We start from the raw sequence: 20,523 nt of genomic DNA, 5'->3' as shown, positions 1-20,523 counted from the left end.
TCTCTCGGACGCTGCAGCCGGACCCATGCGCGATTGGGCACCGAGCCGACGAGCGACCTGCCATTGCCCTGCAATGGCGGCCTCGTGTGTCCGATCGGATGGTCGGCCCCGCGGAGACGAGTGCTACAACCCCTTCCCCTCGACCTGCCACGGCTAACGCCAAACGCGTAGCGAAGAAGGTTGCCGCACTCGGCGTCACGCCACCGCGAGCAGGGCCTGCAGGATCGCCTGCGAGCGGCGCTGGCCGTAGCCGCGCCCGTAGGCGCGGCTCGTGATGGCGATCACCAAGTCCAGCGCCGGCACCACGTAGATCTTGTTGCCGCCGTTGCCCGAGGCAAAGATCACGCGCACCGGCCCGCCGCGCGCAGCGTGGGTGGCGTGGTACCAGTACAGGCCGTAGTGCGAGGCGTAGGGATCGGCGTTGCCGATGTCGACGGCGGGTTGCAGAGTGCGGTCGATCCAGTCGCGGCCGATCACGCGCGTGCCCCCGTGTTTGCCGCCGTCCAGCAGCAGGCGGCCGATACGTAGCATGTCGTCCACGTCGAGCGAGAGATTGCCCTGGCCCTTCACGTTTCCGGCCGCGTCGCGTGCCCAATGCCAGCGCATGATGCCGAGCGGCGCGAACAAAGTGTCGCGTGCGAAGGCTTCGAGGTCCTGTCCGCAGGCCTGCTGCACGACGAGGCCGGCGACGTAGGCGGCCAGCGAGTTGTAGCGGTAGTGCAGGCCCGGCGCCGTGGCCCGCGGCACCGACCAGGCGAAGGCCACCGGATCGGGTGCGGCATCCATGCGATCTTCGTGGCCGGGCGAGGCGGGATCTTCGTCGAAGGCGTCGACGCCGCTGCGCATGTCGAGCAGATCGCGCAGCGGCACATCGGCAAAGGCGCTGCCGCGCGAGGTTGGGAGGTAGCGCTGCACCGGATCGGCGGGATCGCGCAGCATGCCGCGATCGAAGGCCGCGCCGGCCAGCAGCGAGGTGATGCTCTTGCCTGCCGAGCGCACGTCGTGCAGCTCGTCGGCACGCGCGCCGTTGTAGGTGCGCAACGCGACGCGTCGCCGACCGCGGTGAACGCCGACGGCGCGCAGGTCGGCATGCTCGTCGTGGTCGAAGCCGACAAGCACGTCGTCGAACCGGTCCGCGGCGCGCGATGGCGTCGCGAGCGCTGGGGCGCAGGCGAACAGGGGCAGGGCGCGGAGCAGGTCGCGGCGGTGCATGGGCATCGGTGTCGAGGGTCCCGCCCCTTGGTTGCACCGGCAAGCGGCGCCGGTGCGCGCGTGCTCACCCGCGAATTCCGGAGGATGTTCGCGAGGATACGCCGTGAACGACGTGAAGTGGCGGGTGTTCGGCGGCCAGCCCTGGCCGTCGAACCCGCTCGTGACCTGTCCCCGAGGACATTCGCCATCGAAGCCCGCGACGGCGGGTCGGCCTCTCACGGCTGCGGCCCTTCCCCGGACCCCCCGCGCACACCCCGATCCTCCGGATCCTCGTCTCCTGGCTCAGATCGGTGTTCGGTGAGGGTTTGAGTCGCCCGCCGTTGCCCGACCTTGCTCCCTTAGTGGCTGGCAACGGAGCGGCTGGGCAACGCTCTGGCAACGCCCCTTGCCTCCGCTCGACTCATTCATCGCGCCCCGGCGAAGCGCGACTGAGAGCGAACTCCTCGAGTACTCAGCGACCTCGTTTTTCAACAGTGCGCGGCGATCGTTGCGTCCGGCGGCGCCGTCGTGATCGGCGACGTATCGCTCTGGGATGGCTGGCAGGCGAGCGCGAGACCAAGGGTGAGGAGAGGCCGAACCATGGCCGCATGCCCCAACGGTCGCCCATGGCGCGCGCGGAGCGTCCACGAACCACGACCGACGCGCCGGGCACGATCACCGGCCACAGAGCGGACCGAGACGAGCCGTTAACAGGCGTTCGAGGCCGAAATCGAACGGCTCAGGGCCAAGCTGGGACCAGGTCATCGCCGAGGTGACCGAAAGGCCTGCTTGCGGGAGTTGCTGGCGCGCCGTGTCGAGTCGAGAAGCGGTTGAACACTCCGTTGGCTACCGGGCGAGATTTGGCTACCGTCGTCCAAGTTGGGCGGGGCGGCCGCAGCGGTCGCATGTTTCAGAACTTCTGCAGCTTTTCGTGACCGCTAGCACATGGAGCGGACCCAGAGTGCTTGCAGCGGGAGTAGCACACTTCACGGTTTTGTGTGTCCGTGAGCGAACGGATGAGGGGGGAGAGCAGAAGTGAGTCAACAGAACCAGGTCTTCATCGTTGCTGCAGCAGTGACTGTCCTCGCGGGTAATGAGTCGCGGAGCGAGGCAGCGCCCGCGGCGACGGCGAGCGAAGCGGCCCCCTTCGATACGGCCGCAGACGCCGTGGAAAGGGCGTGGGCGCCAGAGTGGCCACCAGAGGGGTACACCATGCCGAAGCTGGATGTTCCCCCGATCGCGCTGCCACCGGTTCCGATCCTGAATGACCTTTCGGTGGCGGCCTGGGCCGAGGCCGGACGGTTCGCATACCCGTGGGCGGCAGGCATCATGCGGGCTCGCCACGCCAACCGACCCGAGCACACGATTCAACGCACCGAGCGAGCCGTCCTGCGAAGGTTCTTTGGGGATCTCGTGGATCGCGTCACCGTCTTCTATGGGGCCGATCCGCTCAACTATTGGGACTTTGGGCCTTACGTTGTCGAACTCGGTGGCACGGAAGCCGGCGCGCAGAACTACGGTTACCACATCTATATCCAGGCAGCCAGGGAGGACAGGACTCCCCTCGAGCGGCTGGTTACCCTGGCTCATGAACTCGTTCACGCCGAGCAGTACGAGAGGTTCGGAGGCAGTCTTCAATCGTTCGGCTTCTACTATTTCCAGGAGTACAAGAAGGCGAATCTGGTATACCGGGACAACGCTTTTGAGGAGGAGGCGTACGGACGGGTCGAGGATAGCGCAGCGTTCCTGGCGGCTCTCGAGGCAGCGTACCACGCAGAGAGCAATCCGCCAGCCTTCTGTCTCGTCGGTGTCGAGGCTGTGCTCACGATCCACAACACTACCGCAATCAAGATGCCGTACAGCCTGCGGTGGAGCGAACTCCAGCCGTGGAAGGTGTATTGGCTGGATCCGAACCATCACCGCAAGCACTTCGTCCCCAACGGGTGCGGCGGTATCACCCGCACTCCCGAAATCATGTTCGACCACAGTCTTGCACCGGGTTATCAGAAGCGCTACTTTCCGCTGGACTACACCGATCAGCCGGAAGTCCCGGATCCGGCCAAGCGACCCCCTGGCTTGGTGTTCGAGTTCAAGCAGGTCGGCAGTGACCTCCAGCTCAAGCGGCCCATCAAGTAGGCACTGGGTGGCCCGGCGCCGGTGAGGGAAATCCTGCGTTTGCGTGTGGTCACTCGGGCGCGAATTTGCGGCTCCAGAGCTTGCTGAGAACCCAGCCGGCGACGAAGAGACCGCCGAACGCGGCGCTCCCGCTGCGAGGTCGCGCGGCACCTTCCGAGGCGAAATGCCAGCGCTCAGAGGCTGCCCTTGATCGCCACGCCGACGCCGGTCAGGCACATCTCGTCGAGGGTGCCCTCGCCGAGGCCGACGTCGACCGGGGCGTCGAGGCCGGCCTCGGCCAGCATCTCGACGACGCCGGGGTTCGACATCGTGTTGTTGTAGACGCAGCGCAGGCGGACGCGGTCGCCGGCGCGGACGCGGAAGCTCTCGGTGATCGGGGCGTCGTATTGATAGGAGCGCTGCCAGTTGAAGTCCCACTGCGGGGTGTGCAGCAGGCAGGTCTCGCCGCTGCCGTTCTCGACCCATACGCGCATGTCGACGCCGACCTTGTGCATGTGGTTGAGGACGGTCCATACGCGCACGTCGGCGAGGGCGGGGATGTTGTCGGGGACGATGTACTCGTACTCCTCGACGTGGGCCTCCTCGCCGGCGGGGATCATCAGCGGGCCATGGAGCGACTCGCCGACGCCGGGGGCGCCGATGAGGGTGAAGAAGGTCGACCACTGGGCCGCGGTGTCGCTCCAGCGCAGGGCGAGGCCGGTGGCGCTGTCCTCCTCGGGGCCGCCGCCGGTGGCGTGGTAGTGGACGTTGAGGATCAGCCGCGCGCCGGCCGGGAGCTCGGTCGACACGCCGGCCGGCGCGACCATCGGCATGCCGCCCGGGACCCAGCCGCCGATCAATTGCGCGTTGCCGATGCCGGCCCCGCCGCCGCAGTTCTGCTTGACGCCGCCGGGCCAGCTCGCCGAGTCGGCGCCGGCGTCGACGTAGATCAGGACGTGATGCACGATCTTCGGGTTGCCCGCGAGCACCTGGATCCCGTCGACGTACACCGGCGCGGCGTTGCCGGGGTCGAGGCTGAGGCAGTGGAAGAAGTCGAGGGTGTTGCCGACCTTGTCGACGGTCAGCGGGGTGGTCATCGTGATCGATTTGGTCGGGTTCTCGAGGTCGAGCGAGGGCGGCGGCGGCAGCGGAGCGGCGAGCGCGGGATCGCCTTCGGGGGCGCCCAGATCGGCCCAGTCCTGGAACATGGCCTTTTGGTCATCCGACAGCCGCGGGTCGTGCAGGTAGGGCAGCGGCGGCTGGCAGACGTCGGTCTCGAGCGCGTGCCACGGCGGCATGAGGCCCTGGGCGACGTCGGTCGCCATGACGCCGGCCCACGGCTTGGCCTCCTCGTAGGTGGTCAGCGCGAACGGGGCGATCCCGCCGGGCACGTGGCAGCTCTGACAGCTGGCGGTGACCAGCGGGGCGATGTCCTGGTGCCAGTTGGGCCGCAGGTCCTCGGCGCCCTCGGTCGTGCCGCCGGTGGTCGGGACGGTCCCGGTGGTGGTCGGGGCGCTGGTGGTCTCGCTGCCGCTCGCCTCGCTGGTGCCGGTGGCCTCGCCGGTCGACTCGGCGGCGGTGGCGGCGGTGTCGGTGCTGCCTTGCGAGTCGCCGCAGGCGACGAGGACGAGCGAGGTGAGGAGCAGGGAGCCGCGCGAGACGGAGACCATCGCAGGATGCTGCCACGCGCGCGGCGAGGCCGTCCACGCCTGCCGTGGCGGGCGGCGGGCGCTTCCGCACGGACACATCGCGCGCCCGGCGAGGGCCGGGACGCGCTAGGGTGCCGTCCGTGCGCAGGACGATCGCAACGCTCGCGCTGCTGGCGGGCTGTGAGCTGAAGGGCGACGGGAGGCCCGCGGAGACGGTGCGCACGGTGCCGCCGTTCTCGCAGATCGAGGTGTTCGACGACTTCGAGGTGACGGTGACGGTGCGCCCCGAGCTCGACCCGGAGGCCGACGTGACGCTGCGCGTGACCGGCGACGCGAACGCGCTCGGGCGGCTGTTCACCGAGGTCCACGGGGACGGGCTGTTGTCCATCGCGGTCAACCCCAACCTGCTCCAAGAGCTCAAGGCGATCCCGACGGTGACGCTGGAGGTGCCGGCCCTGGTCGGGGTGTTCGCGACCGACCGCGCGGTGGTCCGCGTGAGCGGGGCGCGCGAGGCGCTGGCGATCGAGGCCGAGCTGTCGAGCGTGGTCGAGGCGACCGAGTTGACGGAGATCGCGGCGAACGTGGTCGCCCGCGACGCGAGCTACGTGGCGCTGGCCGGCGCCGGACCGGAGCTGGCGATCGCGGCCGCCGACATGGCCAGCGTCAACGCGTCGCGGCTGACGGCCGAGCGCGCGGTGGTGACGGTCGAGGGGGGGTCGACGAACGTGACGGTGTGTACCAGCGGCGCGCCGCCGGAGATCGTCGGCGAGGCCGAGCGGGTGGCGCTCGAGTGCAAATGACCGAACAGACATGTTTCTAGGGACATGCTTGTCGAAACATGCCCATGAAGACATGTGAGGGCTGGCTGCCCTTCGCGGGCAGCGCCGGCCCCCGCGATCGATCACGGGCGACCTCCTGGCCAGCTCGAGGCCGCGCCCGGTGGTCGTTCGTCGGCCCCGGCCGGCCGCCGACGAGGTACACTCGCCCGCGGTGACCGCCTTCGAGTTCCAGATCCGCCCGGCGATCTTCGAGGACGCGGCCGGCATTGCAGCGGCGCACGTCGCCTCGATCCGCTCGCTGGGCCCCGCGGCCTACGCGCCCGAGGTCGTGGCCGACTGGGGTGCGCCGCGCAGCGGGAGGCGTTATCTGCGGGCGATGGCGAACGGGGAGCGCTTCTTCGTCGCGGTCGACGGTCAGGGGCGGGTCCTCGGGTTCGCCGGGCACCGCGTCGAGGCCAGGGAGCATCGGATCGCCGTGTACGTGCGCGGCGACGCCAGTCGGCGCGGGGTCGGATCGGCGCTGCTCGCCGCCGCCGAGGCGGTCGCCCGGCAGGGCGGAGCCGCGGGGATCCGCGTGGACGCGTCGCTGGTCGCGGTCCCGTTCTACGCGGCGAACGGCTTCCGCGCGCTCGCGCCGGCAGTGCATACGCTCCGAAGCGGCCGGCCCATGGCCTGCGTCAAGATGGAAAAGTCGTTCGTCGCGGCGGCTCAGCTGCCGTAGCGGCGGAGGTAGTCGCGGGTCGGCATCTTGCGGGCGGTGTTGTCGCTGCTCATGTAGCGGACCTTGCCGAAGATCGGGCGCTCGGGGCCCCAGGGGCGGTCGTAGCGGCCGAAGATCCACAGGATGTTGGTGTAGGAGTTGGGGTCGCGGCCGTCGAGGGCGTACCTGTCGTTGAGGCGGATCAGGCAGGCCAGGGCCTTTTGCGGGCTGGGGCTCCACTCGAGGATCTTCTTGCCCCACAGCATGCGCAAATAGTTGGTGATCACGCCGTCGCGCACGAGCTGGTTCTGGGCGGCGTTCCACAGCGGGTCGGCCGTGGCGGCGCGCTCGAGCTGGGCGACGGTGTAGAGGTGCGGGCGCGGGTCGTCGGCGTGGTCGGCGAGGGTCTGGCGGGCCCAACCAGGGAGGCTGTCGTATTCGGCGTAGTCGTCGCGGTACGTGCACATGTTGAAGCCGAGCTCGCGCCAGGTGACGAGCTGGTCGAGGAAGGCCTCGGTGTCCTGGGCAACCCCCCAAAAGCCGTGGCGCTTGCCGCCCGCGTTCTTGTTGAGCTTCTCCAGGCTCCAGCCGGCCCGGCGCATGACGGCGTCGAAGACCTCGTGGGCGCCGGCGTGGCCGAAGTGCAAATAAGGCGAGAGGCCGCTGGTGCCGTGCTCGTCGAGGGTGTTGTGGCTGGTCTCGTAGCCGGGGAGGGTGGCGGCGACGAAGGCAGCGAGGCGCTCGTGCGCGGCGACGCTGCCGCCGCGGCCGGCCGGAGCGACGGTGTGATCGATGGGCAAGGAGGAGAGGTCGTCGGGGATCGCGGCCGGCCAGCGGCGGGTGACGGCGGGCGGTAAGGATGGCATCGCGGGCGATCGCAGGCGCGCGATCGGATCGGCGCGCGGGCCCTCGTCGATATGTTTGAGAACGGTCGATTGGAGGTAGCGGCGGAAGGCGAAGGCGGTCGGGAAGACGCGGCCGGCGGCGCGGATCGGCAAGAGGCCGTTGCCGTCGACCTTCTCGAGGCGGACGCCGAGCTGCTCGCCGGCCGCGGCGACCATGCGCGGGAGGAAGAAGCACGGCCAGTCGTCGGTGACGACCACGCACGCCCGCGCGGCCAGGGCGGCGAGCAGGCCGGCGCCGGCCCGCTGCTGCGGCTCGACGTAGGGGTAGTAGGCGACGCCGGCCTCGGCGCAGCGGCGCCGGTTGTCGCGCATGCCGGCGAGGACGAAGGCGTGCAGGCGGTCGGAGGCCCACGGGTAGTCGCAACGCAGCGGCTCGAACACGAGGAGCGGTCTGTTCAATTCGCGGGCCCAGCGGAGGGCGCGGTCGAGGCTGTGATTGCCGCGGGTGCGGCGGTAGGCGATCATCCAGTAGAGGACGTAGCCGCCTTCGGGGCGGACGGGGGCGGCGTTGACGGCGGTGACGCGGGCGTCGGGGAGCTCGGCTGGGGTCGTCATGGGGAAGCGCGGGGACGGGCGGGGAACGTGCGCGCGAGGACGGAGAGGTGTCCTTTGGGTCATGTCATGTGAATGACCCAAAGGACAGGTTCTTCGTCAGAGGATTCAGGCGGCGGTGGGGCGGCGGCCGAGGCGTTCGGGCATGGGGTAGGTCGGGCGCTCGCCGTTCATGCCGACGGCGACGACGAGGTCCCAGTAGCGGCGGCCGAGCGCGACGGCGGAGGCGTCGATCGGCGGGAGGGCGGCGCGCAGCCGGTCGAGGCCGCCGAACACGGAGGCGAGCAGCGGGACGGAGAAGGGGTGGCGCTCGGACGGGACGCCGAGCGCGTCGGCGAGGCCGTGCCCGACGAGGTGGCGGCAGATGCTGGCGCTGAGGCGCACGCGGGCAGCGGCGACGCGACGCTCGCCGGGCGTGCGCGCGGCCTGGAGGGGCGCCTGCAACAGCGCAGCGGTGAGCGCCCGCGAGTCGGCGTCAGGCGGACCCTGGGTGAGGAAGATGCACTCGGCCAGGCGCCGCGCGGCCGGCTCGCGATCGGGCACGAGCTCGCCGTCGACGCCGAGGATCCAGCTGGCCAGGCGCCACAGGTGGACGTAGTCGTCGGCCTCTTCAGGGCCGACCTGGAGGCCGAGCAGGCGCAGGCCGTCGAGGTAGATGTGGCTGAAGAGGAGGCCGGTGGCGAGCATGTCGTGCTGGTTGATCGGCACGGCCCAGGCGGCGCGGTCCCAGCGGCCGGTGGCGAGCAGGAGGCGGCGCACCTGGGCGTGCATGAGGCGCACGCGCAGGGCGATCGCGCGACCCTCCCCGCCGGGCAAGAGGCCGCCGGGCTCGCACACGGCGGTGACGAAGCGGGCGGTCTCGGCGAGCCGGCGCGGGGCGGCCTCGCGCAGGCGACCGCTGAAGGCCAGCGGCTTGTTGCCGGCCGGGGCGGCGTAGCCCAGCACGAGCGAGCGCAGGCCGAGGACGAAGCCGCCGACCACACCTGCCCGCGAGAACAAATGACTGGCGCGCGCGAGCCGGGCCGGCCGGGCCCACTCCGGCAGGCCGGCGACCGACTCGAGCAGGGCAGCGACGGGCTCGGGGGCGCGCTCGGGCCGGACCAGCGCGGCCTCGAAGACGGCATGTCCTTCGGGACAGGTGGAGAGCCAGGCCGCGGCCGCGTCGGCGAGCGGGTCGGCGCGCTCGAAGGCGGGCAGGAGTCGGCCGATGAGGTCGCCGAACTGGGCGCGCGCGGCCGCGAGGTTGTGGACGCGGGCAGGGACGTCGGACATGGCCACGAGCGTGCCACACGTCGGGCCGCGCGCACGCGAGGAGGCCGCCCCGCGCGGACGGCGGCGTGGTAGGGTGCCGGCCATGCAAGGCCCCGCGCTCGACCACGAAGTCCGGACCCTCGCCGGCGCGCCCCGCTCGCTCGCCGACTACCGCGGCCAGGTGCTCCTGATCGTGAACACCGCCTCCCAGTGCGGGCTGACCCCGCAGTACCACGCGCTCGAGGCGCTGCACCAGCGTTTCCGCGGCCGCGGCTTCTCGGTGCTCGGGTTCCCCTGCAACGACTTCGGCGCGCAGGAGCCGGGCTCGCCGGAGGAGATCCAGCAGTTCTGCGCGACGCGGTTTCAGATCAACTTCCCGCTGTTCGAGAAGGTCAAGGCCAAGGGCGACAAGTCGCCGCTGTATCGCACCCTGACCGAGGAGCTGCCCGAAGGGCTGCGCGGCGAGATCAAGTGGAACTTCACGAAGTTCCTGGTCGGCAAGGACGGCCGGGTGTCGCACCGCTTCGAGCCGCAGATCGAGCCGCTCGCGCCCGAGGTGATGCAGGCCGTCGAGCGGGCACTGTCCGCATGAGCGACTCGACCTCGGTGCGCCGTTGCGAGGCGCACGCGTCGTGATATACGTTGCGGCGCGATGTCACGCACCGGCTCGGCGATCCTCTTTCTGATTGCGATGACCGCGGGCTGCGACCGCGCGCCGACGACGAAGAGCGAGCCGACGCCCGCGGAGGTCGCAAAGCCGGAGCCGCCGAAGTCGCCGCCGCTGCCGGCGGCGGTGACGTCGCTGGCGCAGGCCGAACACCGGCAGAAGGGCGGCGGGGCGGCGCAGATCTGGGCGCTCGCGCGGGGCCAGAACGCGTTCCTCGGCAAGCTCGAGATGGCCCCGGGGGGTAAGGTGCCCGAGCACCGCGACCCGACCGAGGAGTACATTCACATCCTCAGCGGCTCGGGCAAGTTCATGATCGACGGCCAATCGCACGAGGTGGGCCCGGGGACGACGATCTACATGCCGCCGGGCGCGCTCGTCAGCTTCGAGAACGGACCCGAGCCGCTGGTGGCGATCCAGGTGTTCGCAGGGCCCGAGCCGGCGGCCAAGTACGACGCGTGGGAGCGGGTGCCGGCGTCGCCGTGAGACCGGGGCGCGCGGGCGAACGCCGGCGCGTCGACCCGGTGCTAGGATGGGATATGCGCTCGTATTCGCCGTTGTGGTCCGCGGTGCTGGCGACGGGGCTCGTCGCCGCCGGCTGTCGACCCAAGCCGGAGACGGCGACGGCGTCGCCGACGGCGTCGACGACGGCGCCCGCAGCGACGACGTCGCGCAACGCCGCGCCGCCCCAGGTCGTGGCGCCGGCGCAGGCGCCGATCGACCTGCTGCCCGAAAGGACAGGTATGGCGGTGAGCGCGGCGAGCGTGCGCCACCTGCTGCGCGTGGTCGACGGGGCGGCGCTGTTCGAGAGGTACCGCCCGTACTACGAGCAGGCGGGGGCGTACCTCGAGCAGTCGTTCGGCCACAATTTCCTCGACCCGGCGCGCTGGCCCGAGATCGGAGTCGACCCGGAGCGGCCGCTCGGCGTGGCGCTGCTCGACGCGGGCAGCGAGACGATCTGCTACTTCGTCTCGCTGACCGACCCCGACCGCTTCCGCAGCTTCGTCGATCGGCTGGGCGCGAAGCTCGGCGGCTCGCTCGAGTCGGTCTACGAGGACCGCGGGATCGTCCTGGCCCAGGAGCCAGGTGCACGCAATCAACTGGTGCTGCGCGACGACTTCGCGTTCGTGGTGATGGTCGGCAACCAGAACCTCGCGCCCTACGACTTCGCCCGCGAGCTGGCCGGCGTCGACCCGGCCCGCGGTCTGACGGCGTCGCGGCGGTGGCAGGAGGCGATGGGCCCGGCGGCGCCGCGCGACCTTGTCGCGTTCATCGACGTCGGCGGGATGATCCGCGCGGAGATCGAGGCGGCCCGCCGCATCGACGACCAGGGGGTCGCGAGCTGGGCGGAGCAGGAGCTGCAGCGGCTGCGCGAGCACGGCGGCACGGCCGAGGAGGTCGCGCGGTGGGAGCAGGTGGTGGCCGAGCAGCGCGCGTCCGAGACGCAATTCCGCGAGCGACGACGGCGCGAACAGGAGCTGTGGAGCGCGGTGTTCGGGCCGCTGGGGCCGATCGCGCTGGAGCTGTCGCTGGCGCCCGAGGCGATCGTCGGGACGGCGCGCGTGCAGGTGCCGGAGTCGGCGCCGCTGCGGCGCGTGGTGACGGCCGGGTCGGCGCCGCCGCTGGCGATCACGGCAGCGAGCGAGCGGGTGCTGTTCGGCGCCGGCGGGACGCTCGCGGTGGGCGAGGGGCTCGCGGCGCTCGACTCGCTGCTGCGCACGCTCGGCAAGAGCGTCGACGGGCTGTCCGCGGAGCTGCAGCGCAACCTCGGCGGCGACCCGAAGGCGGCGCTCGAGCTGCTCGACGGGACAATGAGCTTCGCGCTGACGAGCAAGGACGTGAACGCGCTGGCCCGCGGCGGCGGGAAGGCGGAGCTCGGCTTCAACCTCGCGCTCGGGTTCAAAGATCCGGTCACGGCCGCGGCGCTCGTCGCGGTGACGATGGCGAAGATCCCGAGCTCGCCGCTCGGCCTGGCCGGGCTGAAGGTGAAGCGCGGCAAGTCGCGCGGCCACGTGGTGACGGTGCCGACGTGGCGCGAGGTCCACGTGGCGCTGGTCGGCTCGACGCTGACGATCTCGACCGATCCGAAGTTCGCGCAGCAGGTCGAGCGCGGGCCGGCGCGCGCGTGGGAGCCGCGGCTCGCCAAGGCGGGGCCGGTGGTGACGGCACCCGGGACGGCGGCGTCGCTGCTGCTCGACCACGCGCTGCTGGTCGGGATGTTCATGGCCCGCCGTCACCACGAGAGCGCGCGCTACCTGCCGTCGCAGAACCAGCCCTACTGGCGGTTCCCGTCGCTGGCGCACGAGGCGATCGACAAGGTGCCGCAGTCGGCCGCTTATAAAGTGCGGCTCAAGGAGTGGCTGCGGCTCGACGGGAAGATCGAGCGGGCCGAGCAGGCGCAGGAGCGGCGTCGGGTCGAGGTGGCGCTGGCGGCCGCGGACAGCCTCGGGACGCTGGCAGTGCAGCTGCGCGAGACGCCGGACGGGCTCGAGACGGAGGGCGGGCAGTACTTCGGCCCCGGCGGGCTGGCCCGCACGATCGAGCGCATCGGCGAGGGGCTGGCGGCGGTCGAGACGGATTACTCGATCCACGAGGAGCGCGGCCGCGTCGAGCAGGAGCTGCAGGAGATCCGCGTCCGCGACGTCGAGCGGGCGCTCGGCGTGCGCGCGGGGGAGTGATGGCGCGTCGCCCCGAGGCGGGCTGTGCAGGCTGAAGGGACGCCGGTTCGGCGCCGAGCCCAGACCGTCGATCCGGCGCGCGAGGCCAGCCCAGGGCATCGAATCATGCGCGCGCATCCGGGCTCGACCGGGCGGCCGGTCATGGTGCGATCAATTTCGTGGTCGTTCGCTGGACGGCACGGTCAAGCGATACATCGTTCGCACGCCGTCGGTCCCTGCAGGCATGGCCTCGCCGATCCCGGACAAATCACAAGATAGAGGAGTCGAGCCGATGTCGATCATCCACGCGTTCATGCACCCGATCCAGGCGGCGTGCTTCGGCCTCTTCGCCGCGTCCGCAGGCCCCGAGGCGGCGTTCGCCGAGCCCGAAGCCCAGGGGTCCGCCGCCGAAGCAGTCCGTGACCAGGTATGGCATGGCTGCTCGTATCCATCCGAGTCCGGGCGAAAGTACGCAGAGGTGCGGATCTCGCCGCAGGACCCCACGATGTGCTTGCGGATGAGGTTCGATGAACCGGCCTGGCCGGATTCTCCGAGCTGCTATCGCGTTGCGATGGACCTCGGGTGCGTCGACATGGTCACCTTGAATTAGCCCGCGCCGCAGGGCGCGAGTGCCCGGCGCGGGCCGGCTCTCGGCCCGCGGCGGACGGCCTGGTCGCGGCTCGGGCCTCGTGCCGGCGTCGCTGCCGGTCACTCGGGGGCGAACTCGGCGTACAGGTCGAAGTCGATCAGCGAGTGCTCGCCCTGGGCCGAGAGCGACAGCCCGCCGTCGAGCGTGCCGAACACGTAGCCGCGGACGATGTGCTCCCCGATGTAGCGCCCGTTCTCCCCGGCGACTTCGGTGCCCGACACGAGGCCGCTCACGTTGAACACCAGCGAGTCGGGCGGGAAGATCACGTAGTCGAAGTTCGGCAGCCAGATCCCCATCGTCGGCTGCTTGAGGCTGATCTCGACGTCGGTGAACGTCTTCGTGACGGTCGGAGCGACGGGCCCCCCCGAGATGGTGGCCGAGAACGCCCCATTGGCCGCCAGATCGAGCTGAGGGAGGTAGATCGGACAAGCGTCGTATCCGCAGCTGTACGCCGTGTACGCGGCCTCTCCGGACAGCGTCTGGGTCGCCGGGGTGGGCTGGGCGTTGCCCTGCACCATGATGAGCGACGCCATGGGCACGGTCTCGAGCAAGGTGTCCGCGGTGTATCGGACCGTGGAGGTCGGCGGCGTGCTGAGCGCCTGCTGGGCCGCGAGGCTGAAGTAATCGAGGCAGTCGTCCCCCAGTTCGCACGGAAGGTCCTCGGCGGCGGCGGCGGCGGGGGCTCCGAGCGTCTGTTCGATCACCGACGCATTCATCGTCGATGCCGTCTCGCACGTCTGGCGATTGTCGGGAGGTTCCACCGAGGAGAAGTTCATCGGATTGCACACGAACCCGGGTTCGGAGTTCTCGCAGCGGGCGCTGCACGCGGCCCTGACTTCTGTGTCCCAGGTGACCGACGGGTCGACGTAGACGCAGGCGTTATAGAACTCGGGCTCGATCGTCATGCCACCGATCACGTGATGGTTCTTGGTCGGACCTTGATTCCAACAGTAGAAATTGTAGATGTCCGGCGCGCAGTCCGCGAAGTCGAGCTCACACGGGCTCGGCGGCGGTGTCGCGGTTTCACTCGTGTTCGGGTCGTCGTCGCCGCAATTGCAGAGCCCGATCACCATTGCCCCGAGTACCAGTAGATTAAACTTGTTCATGATTTCCTCTTTCATCCTCACGACGGATCTCGTCTGCTTCGCGCGCCGACGATGACCGTCATCGTCGAGGCGGGAGTGGACGGTCGCAGGCCTCAGCAACCGACGTGCCTCGATTTTGTCGTGGAGTTCCGTGGGCCGGGCGGAGGTGCCGGGGGCGAGGTCGCAGGGCGGCCCCGGGGCGCCCCATGGGGCCGGCGGCGAGGAATTCCGGGCTGCCGAGCCGGCTCACGGCGGAGAGGCCACGCACCGGAGGAGCGACGCGCGCTCCAGTGCGTGCAGCGGCTCGTCGCCTGGCCGGGCTCACGGCGAGGGATGGGCCGGCCAGAGAGGCGACAGGCGTGGAGCCTGCAGGCGTCGCCTGCTCTCCGTCGCGCCGTCGAACATTATGGGTGCGGGCAGCCGCAGGCCGCGTGGCGCTCGGCCGAGAAGCAGGACGTATGCCCCATGGGCAGCACGCCGCAGGCGACGTCGGCGACCGCGACCTGCCCGCTGCCGAGGTCGCGGAAGTTGTCCCACTGAAGATCGACGCAACTGGGCCCCCCTGAGCCGGGCCAGCGGCCCGGGAGGCAACGGGAGGACACGGCGCCGCTACACGTCGGGCCCTCGCTCGAGGCGACGAAGGAATGGTCGGCCCACGAGCACAGGATGATGACTCCCGCCGGATCGAAGGTGCCGTCGAGCCGCATGAACCCGTCGCACTCTTCGCGGGTGCGAAGGGCCTCGCACGCGGGGGCGAGCTCCTGGGCGCACGCTTCCAGATCCGACGAGCTCACGCTGTCGATGTATTTTGCACAGGCCGGGAAACGCGACGCGAAGCCGTCGGTGGCGCGGAGGGTTCACTGTCGTCGGCGCACCCGCTGCAGATGCCGGCGAGCAGCGCAGCGCATGCCGAGCGGACTGCGAACCGAGGTGGACGGATCCGGTGGACCGCGAGTATCGACGAAGATGTCCAGTGGGGCATGTTCTTCGAGCCTTCAGCGGTTCGGCAGGCCGAGGAGGAGCTCGACGGTGCCGGGGCCGAGGGGGTCGTCTTCCATGGCCGGGCGGCCGCCGGCGGGCGGGTTGAAGACGACGGGGTAGCGGAGGCGGTAGATCTGGTCGTCGAGGCGGCCGGCGGGGATCTCCAGGGCCCAGGCGGCCTCGAGCAGGCAGGCCTCGAAGCCGGGCTCGCGGTGGTTGAGGCCGGCGGTGTCGACCTTCGCCAGCATGACCTCGCCCTTGCCGACCTCGATCTCGAACACGACCTTGCCGCCGAGCTGCTGGTCGCGCGCGAGGGCCTTGTTGAAGCAGGCGCGGGCGCGGGGGAAGACGCGGATCCCGAGGTAGTTGCGGAAGATCTTCTCGTCGAGGAAGCCGCGCTCGTCGCCGTTGCCGCGGCCGGCCCAGGTGATGCCGAGCCGGGCCACGCGCTGCTGATTGAGGTTGAACCACGGCGGGCGGGTGAAGCCGTCGGCGGCGGCGCGGTCGAGGTCGGACAGGCCGAACGAGGCGACCAGCGCGGCGGGCGGCGGACGCGAGGCGACGGCGCGCAGGGTCCGGCTGGTGCGCACGCCGGCCAGCTTGCCGCGCACGCCGATGGTCGGCGGGGCGCCGGTGTAGCTGCCGCGGACGACGAGGACGTTGCCGGCGACGAGGCCGCCGGGGGCCGGCTCGTCGAGGGTGGCGCGGCGCGGGAGCTGCAGCTCGAGGTCGGAGAGGACGGCGGGGGCGGCCAGCAGCGCCTCGGTGAGGCCCTCGGGCGGCTCGCCGCCGGTGCGGCGGGCGTGCTGGGCCAGCGATTCGAGGCTGATGCGGGCGCCGAGCGCGGTGGCGACGCCGGCGATCGGGTGCTGCGGGGTGATCCCGCCGCGCAGCATCATCGGCTCGTCGACGATGAACAGCAGCTCGGGGCGGGTCGACTTCGTCAAGCTGTCCGAAAAGACATGGCCGATCTGCTGCGCGCCGATGCCGGCGGGGAGCATGCCGTCGGTGATGACGACGACGAGCGGGCGGCGGGCGCCGCGGGCGGCGATCCGGCGGCCGGCGAGGGCGAGGGCGGCGGCGAGGTCGGTGCCCTGCTCGCGCGCGCCGGCGTCGAGGGCGGCGGCGACGCGGTCGCGGGCGCCGCGGTCGCGCACGCTCGGGAACTCGTCGCCTTCCAGCAGCGGCCGCGCGGTGCGGGCGAAGCTGATCGCGTCGAAGGTGAGCTGCGCGGGCAGCTCGTCGAACAGGCCGGTGAGCGCGGCGAAGGCGTCGCGGTGCAGGTCGGGCGCGGTGCTGCGCGAGCGGTCGAGGACGACGACGACGTGGTCGGGCCGCGGCGGCGGGGCGGCGCCGAGGCGCAGGTAGGCGCGGAAGCGGCCGCTCCTGGCCGTCACGCCGGGCGGGGTCGGGTCGGGCAGGAGCTCGAGGTGACCGTCGAGGATACTCCTGTCCTTTGAGACATGTTTATAAGGCCATGAAACGACGGACCTGTCCTCGGGGCGCGACAGCAAGAAGGCGGCGCCGTCGCTGGCGCGGTCGTCGAGCCAGAAGCGGGGGGCGTCGCCGGGGCGGGCGCCCTGGACGACGACGCGGCGCTCGGGGGCGAGGCCCCAGCGGTCGTCGCCGCGGCCCGGCAGCTCGAGCTCCCAGCGGTCGGCGCGCAGGCGCGGCGGAACCTTGAGCTGCAGCTCGATCTGGATGGTCGTCTCCGGGTCGAGGTTGAAGACGACGACCTCGGCCGCGGGCAGGTCGCCGGCGACCGCGGGCGCGAGGGCGCGGGCGAACACGGTGCCGGAGGCGCGGTGGGCCGGCTCGACGGCGACGGCGGCGGCCCGGCCGGGGCTCCACGTGCCGTCGCGCGCGACGGCGAGGCCGACGAGCTCGGCGTCGCGGGGCAGGGCGAGGCTGAGGACGGCGTCCTGGCGGCGCTTGCTGGCGTTGTGCAGGGCGACGCGCAGGCGCAGGTCGACCTTGTAGCCGTCGACGCCGGCGACGATCGCCTCGTAGGAGAGCTCCTGCACCGGGGTGAAGTTGCGCTCCGGGTTGGACTGGACGTCGATGTGCAGGCTGTCGGCGCGGGCCGGACCGGCGGCGACGACGGGGCCGAGGACGAGGGCGGCTGCGACGGCGAACGACCGGGACGCGGCAGGCACGATGGTTCAGTGTAACGCGGGACCCGCGAGGTGGTCTCGGGACCGCGATCAGCCGCGGCGATCGCGGAGGACGGTGCGGAAGGTCAGCGACAGCCGGCGACCGCGTGGCCCGCGATCGGGGTCGCGCTTGCGCGCCGGGATGGCGTGGCGCCAGCGGTAGCGCGCGTCGTCGGCGAGGACCAGGAGGCTGCGCGGCGGCAGCCAGACCGCGGCCCGCGAGCCCGTGGCCGGGTCCGACAGCTCCATCGGCGCGCCGCTGCCGAGGCTGAGCGAGGCGACCACGGGGCCGAAGCAGGGGACGCAGTCGATGTGGGCGGAGATCCCCTGGCCGGGCACATACTCGTTGACGATGACCTGGTCCGGAGGACAGGTGAAGAGCGCTTCCCTGCACAGCCGCGCCGCCAGCTCGGCGGCCCACGGCGGCAGCGGCCCGAGCGGCTCGGCGGCGTCGACCTTGCGGCCGCGGTAGGCGTAGCGGTAGCCGTGGTGCTGGACGCGGCGGCGCAGGCCGTGGTCCCACGGGAGGGCGTCGGCGGCGGCGATGATGTCGCGCTCGTGTTCGCCGGAGATCCACTCGGGGACGAGGCGGAGGCCGGGGACCGCGACGGACATGCGTCATGCTGCCACGCGCTCGCGCCCGCCGCCGCGTGCAATTGCGCGCGTGGGCCGGGCTTGCAAGCGGGCGGAAGTTGCGGGATGGCGGCCAGGCCATGCGCTCCCTGCTCGCGGCGACCCTGCTCTGGGCGTTCTCCTTCGGGCTGATCAAGCGCCACCTGGGCGGCCTCGATCCCAACTTCGTCGCGGCGATGCGGCTCGTGCTGGCGCTGCCGCTGTTCCTGCCGCTGCTGCGCACGCGCGGGCTCGGGGCGGGCGTGATCACGCGATTGCTGGTGATCGGGGCGGTGCAGTACGGGCTGATGTACGTCGGCTACATCACCGCGTTCCAGTTCGCGGCCGCCCACGAGGTGGTGCTGTACACGGTGCTGACGCCGCTGTACGTGGCGCTGATCTGCGACGCCCAGGCGCGACGGTTCGACGTCGTCAACGTCGCGCTGGCGGCGATGGCGGCCGCGGGGGCGGCGGTGATCCAGCACCGCGAGGGCGCGGGGGTGGCGTGGCTCGGGTTTCTGCTCGTGCAGCTGTCGAGCGTGTGCTTCGCGTGGGGGCAGGCGGCGTACCGGCGATTGCGACGCGAGCGGACCGAGCTGCGCGACCGCGAGGTGATCGCGCTGCTGTACCTCGGCGGCGTGGCGGTGACGGTGGCCGCCACGACGATGAGCGGCGGGTGGGCGACGCTGGCGCGGTTGTCGAGCACGCAATGGCTGGTGTTCGCGTACCTCGGGGTGCTGGCCACGGGGGTGGGGTTTTATCTGTGGAACCGCGGGGCGGTGCAGGTCGGCGCGGGCGCGCTCGCGGTGGCCAATAACCTCAAGGTGCCGCTCGGCGTGCTGGTGGCGCTGACGATCTTCGGCGAACAGGCCGATCTGCTGCGGCTCGGGATCGGCGGCGGATTGATGGTGCTCGCGGCGGCGCTCGCGGCCCGCCGCGGCGAGGCTTGACAGCCCGCGGCGAACGGCGTGTGCTGACGGAAATGACCGAGCCTAAACTTCCCAGGTTGACGCCGCTGCCCCCGGGGCCGGCGCTGGTGCGCACGACGCTGATCGCGGTGACGCTCGGCGCCGCCGGCTGCGGCGAGGAGAACAAGACCAGCGAGTCGGCCAGCGCGACGACGCAGTCGCCGATGCCCGGGCCGACGGCGACCGACGACCCGACGGTCCCGCCGATGCCCACCACCGCCGACGAGTCGGCGAGCACGACGCTGATCCCGCCGATGGTGCCCCCGACGCCGACCGAGGGCACGACGGGCACGACGACCACCAGCACGGGCACGACGGCGGTGCCGCCGATGCCGCCGCCGACGTCGACCGGGGACGAGACGAGCGGGACGACCACCGAGGAGACCGCCGGGACGACGGTGGTGCCGCCGATGCCGCCGCCGCAGACGACCGGGGGCGAGACGACGGGGACGACCACCGAGGACGGGACGACGGCGATCCCGCCGATGCCGGCGCCGCGGCCGGATCCGTGACGTGTACGGATGGACATGCTGCCAGGGGCATGTCGTGAAGGGCATGGTCTCGAGGACATGACTTTGAGAGCAGTCAAAATGGCGGCCCGGCGCGGGCGGCCGTCGCTGACGCCGGCGTACCGGGCGTGGCTGGCGGAGAACCTGCTGCGCGGGGCCGAGGAGGCGGCGATCCGGGCGGCGCTGGCGGAGCGCGGCGTGCCGGAGGCGGCGATCGCCGGGGCGCTGGCGCGGGCGCGGCGGTCACCCGAGCTGGCGGGGGCGCGGGCGGCCACGGCGGGGCTGCGGCGCGAGGCGCTGGTGAACCGGCTGCGGCGGGCGCTGCGGGCGACGTCGCCGGCGATCGAGCGCCGCGCGTTGCCGTCGCCGGGGGAGTTCTTGGCCCGCTACTGGGCGACCGGGACGCCGGTGATCTTCACCGACGTGGTGCCGCGCTGGCCGGCGTTCTCGCGCTGGAGCCCGGCGGACTTGCGCGCGCGCTTCGGGTCGGCGGAGATCGAGATGTCGATCGGGCGCGCGGCGGACGACGACCCCGACGTCCGCTTCAAGCAGCACGTGCGACGGACGACGCTGGCGGACTACGTCGATCGCGTGCTCATGGCCGGCGAGACGAACGACCTGTACCTGATCGCCAACAACCGCAACCTGGCCCGGCCGGGGCTCGCAGGGTTGCTCGACGACGTCGCGCTGCCGGCGGGCTACTTCGACGCGGCGCGCAGCGCCGGCTGCGGGGCGCTGTGGTTCGGCCCCGCAGGGACGGTGACGTCGCTGCACCACGACACGTCGAACATCCTGTTCTTCCAGGTGGTCGGGCGCAAACGCTTCCGCCTGTACCCGCCGGACCAGCCGCAATTGCTGGCGGCGGCCCGCGGGGTCTACAGCACGCTCGACCCGGAGCGGCCGAGCCCCGAGCTCGCGGGCGCGTTCGGCTTCGACGAGGTGCTGCTGCCGGGCGAGGCGCTGTTCCTGCCGGTCGGCTGGTGGCACCACGTCCGCGCGCTCGACCTCAGCATCAGCGTGGCCTTCAACAATTTCGTGTGGCCGAACGACTTCGAGTGGTACAAGCCCGGCGCGCCCGGCTGAGATCGGCGTGAGCGATTCGC

At 71.6% G+C, this 20,523-nt stretch carries 18 protein-coding genes; 10 read left to right on the top strand and 8 right to left on the bottom strand.

The window, feature by feature from the left end; all coding sequences use genetic code 11:
* Positions 1–195 precede the first annotated feature (195 nt).
* Positions 196–1,212 (bottom strand): serine hydrolase domain-containing protein, encoded by a 1,017-nt coding sequence (locus tag NAEX_RS16090; RefSeq protein ID WP_096328376.1) that lies wholly within the window; start codon positions 1,210–1,212, stop codon positions 196–198.
* Between the two features lie 1,014 nt (positions 1,213–2,226).
* On the opposite strand from NAEX_RS16090, the gene NAEX_RS16085 reads away from it, so the two are divergent.
* Entirely contained in the window at positions 2,227–3,327 is a 1,101-nt protein-coding gene (locus NAEX_RS16085; protein WP_143140601.1) for a hypothetical protein, read from the top strand.
* Positions 3,328–3,500: 173 nt separating this feature from the next.
* Here the strand turns inward: NAEX_RS16085 and NAEX_RS16080 are convergent, their stop codons facing one another.
* Positions 3,501–4,976 (bottom strand): hypothetical protein, encoded by a 1,476-nt coding sequence (locus NAEX_RS16080; RefSeq protein WP_096328374.1) that lies wholly within the window; start codon positions 4,974–4,976, stop codon positions 3,501–3,503.
* Between the two features lie 119 nt (positions 4,977–5,095).
* Between NAEX_RS16080 and NAEX_RS50235 the strand changes: the two genes are divergently transcribed.
* Positions 5,096–5,755: a GIN domain-containing protein gene (locus NAEX_RS50235; protein ID WP_170135765.1), complete on the top strand. Its 660-nt coding sequence runs from the start codon at positions 5,096–5,098 to the stop codon at positions 5,753–5,755.
* Positions 5,756–5,945: 190 nt separating this feature from the next.
* Positions 5,946–6,455, top strand: coding sequence for a GNAT family N-acetyltransferase (locus NAEX_RS16070; RefSeq protein WP_096328372.1), 510 nt, complete (start codon positions 5,946–5,948; stop codon positions 6,453–6,455).
* Here NAEX_RS16070 and NAEX_RS16065 read toward each other — a convergent pair.
* Positions 6,443–7,894, bottom strand: a complete 1,452-nt coding sequence (locus tag NAEX_RS16065) for a cryptochrome/DNA photolyase family protein (RefSeq protein ID WP_096328371.1) — start codon at positions 7,892–7,894, stop codon at positions 6,443–6,445. The genes NAEX_RS16070 and NAEX_RS16065 overlap by 13 nt on opposite strands.
* A gap of 105 nt (positions 7,895–7,999) precedes the next feature.
* On the bottom strand, positions 8,000–9,163 hold the full coding sequence (locus NAEX_RS16060; RefSeq protein ID WP_100792994.1) for an oxygenase MpaB family protein: 1,164 nt from the start codon (positions 9,161–9,163) through the stop codon (positions 8,000–8,002).
* An 82-nt stretch (positions 9,164–9,245) separates the two neighbouring features.
* On the opposite strand from NAEX_RS16060, the gene NAEX_RS16055 reads away from it, so the two are divergent.
* The 4 genes from NAEX_RS16055 to NAEX_RS16040 all read left to right on the top strand — a co-directional run bounded on the left by NAEX_RS16055 (position 9,246) and on the right by NAEX_RS16040 (position 13,073).
* Positions 9,246–9,734 (top strand): glutathione peroxidase, encoded by a 489-nt coding sequence (locus tag NAEX_RS16055; RefSeq protein ID WP_096333630.1) that lies wholly within the window; start codon positions 9,246–9,248, stop codon positions 9,732–9,734.
* Between the two features lie 60 nt (positions 9,735–9,794).
* A complete protein-coding gene (locus NAEX_RS16050) occupies positions 9,795–10,292 on the top strand; it encodes a cupin domain-containing protein (protein ID WP_096328369.1) in 498 nt (165 codons plus the stop codon).
* A 53-nt stretch (positions 10,293–10,345) separates the two neighbouring features.
* Positions 10,346–12,484 carry a hypothetical protein gene (locus NAEX_RS47900; protein WP_100792995.1) on the top strand — a complete coding sequence of 713 codons (2,139 nt, stop codon included), beginning with the start codon at positions 10,346–10,348 and terminating at the stop codon, positions 12,482–12,484.
* 271 nt (positions 12,485–12,755) lie between these two features.
* Entirely contained in the window at positions 12,756–13,073 is a 318-nt protein-coding gene (locus tag NAEX_RS16040; protein WP_096328368.1) for a hypothetical protein, read from the top strand.
* Between the two features lie 98 nt (positions 13,074–13,171).
* On the opposite strand, the gene NAEX_RS16035 is transcribed toward NAEX_RS16040, so the two are convergent.
* The 4 genes from NAEX_RS16035 to NAEX_RS16020 form a co-directional block, all read right to left on the bottom strand.
* Positions 13,172–14,218, bottom strand: a complete 1,047-nt coding sequence (locus NAEX_RS16035) for a hypothetical protein (RefSeq protein ID WP_143825581.1) — start codon at positions 14,216–14,218, stop codon at positions 13,172–13,174.
* 383 nt (positions 14,219–14,601) lie between these two features.
* Positions 14,602–14,991: a hypothetical protein gene (locus tag NAEX_RS16030; protein WP_096328366.1), complete on the bottom strand. Its 390-nt coding sequence runs from the start codon at positions 14,989–14,991 to the stop codon at positions 14,602–14,604.
* Positions 14,992–15,192: 201 nt separating this feature from the next.
* The gene (locus NAEX_RS16025; protein ID WP_096328365.1) at positions 15,193–17,334 is read right to left on the bottom strand and encodes a hypothetical protein; all 2,142 of its coding nucleotides are present in this window, start codon (positions 17,332–17,334) and stop codon (positions 15,193–15,195) included.
* A 48-nt stretch (positions 17,335–17,382) separates the two neighbouring features.
* Positions 17,383–17,946 carry an alpha-ketoglutarate-dependent dioxygenase AlkB gene (locus tag NAEX_RS16020; protein ID WP_096328364.1) on the bottom strand — a complete coding sequence of 188 codons (564 nt, stop codon included), beginning with the start codon at positions 17,944–17,946 and terminating at the stop codon, positions 17,383–17,385.
* A gap of 98 nt (positions 17,947–18,044) precedes the next feature.
* Here NAEX_RS16020 and NAEX_RS16015 point away from each other — a divergent pair, with 98 nt between their 5' ends.
* Genes NAEX_RS16015 through NAEX_RS16005 form a run of 3 tightly spaced genes read left to right on the top strand, consistent with a single transcriptional unit; the run spans position 18,045 to position 20,503 of the window.
* Entirely contained in the window at positions 18,045–18,893 is an 849-nt protein-coding gene (locus NAEX_RS16015; protein ID WP_170135764.1) for an EamA family transporter, read from the top strand.
* Positions 18,894–18,949: 56 nt separating this feature from the next.
* Positions 18,950–19,423: a hypothetical protein gene (locus NAEX_RS50230; protein WP_170135763.1), complete on the top strand. Its 474-nt coding sequence runs from the start codon at positions 18,950–18,952 to the stop codon at positions 19,421–19,423.
* Between the two features lie 57 nt (positions 19,424–19,480).
* Complete coding sequence (locus NAEX_RS16005; RefSeq protein ID WP_143140602.1) at positions 19,481–20,503, top strand: cupin-like domain-containing protein; 1,023 nt, start codon at positions 19,481–19,483, stop codon at positions 20,501–20,503.
* The last annotated feature ends 20 nt before the right edge of the window (positions 20,504–20,523 follow it).

It is taken from the genome of Nannocystis exedens (assembly GCF_002343915.1).
Classification (GTDB): domain Bacteria; phylum Myxococcota_A; class Polyangia; order Nannocystales; family Nannocystaceae; genus Nannocystis; species Nannocystis exedens.
Note: the sequence above shows the minus strand (reverse complement) of the source record. Positions and strands in the feature narration are given on the sequence as shown.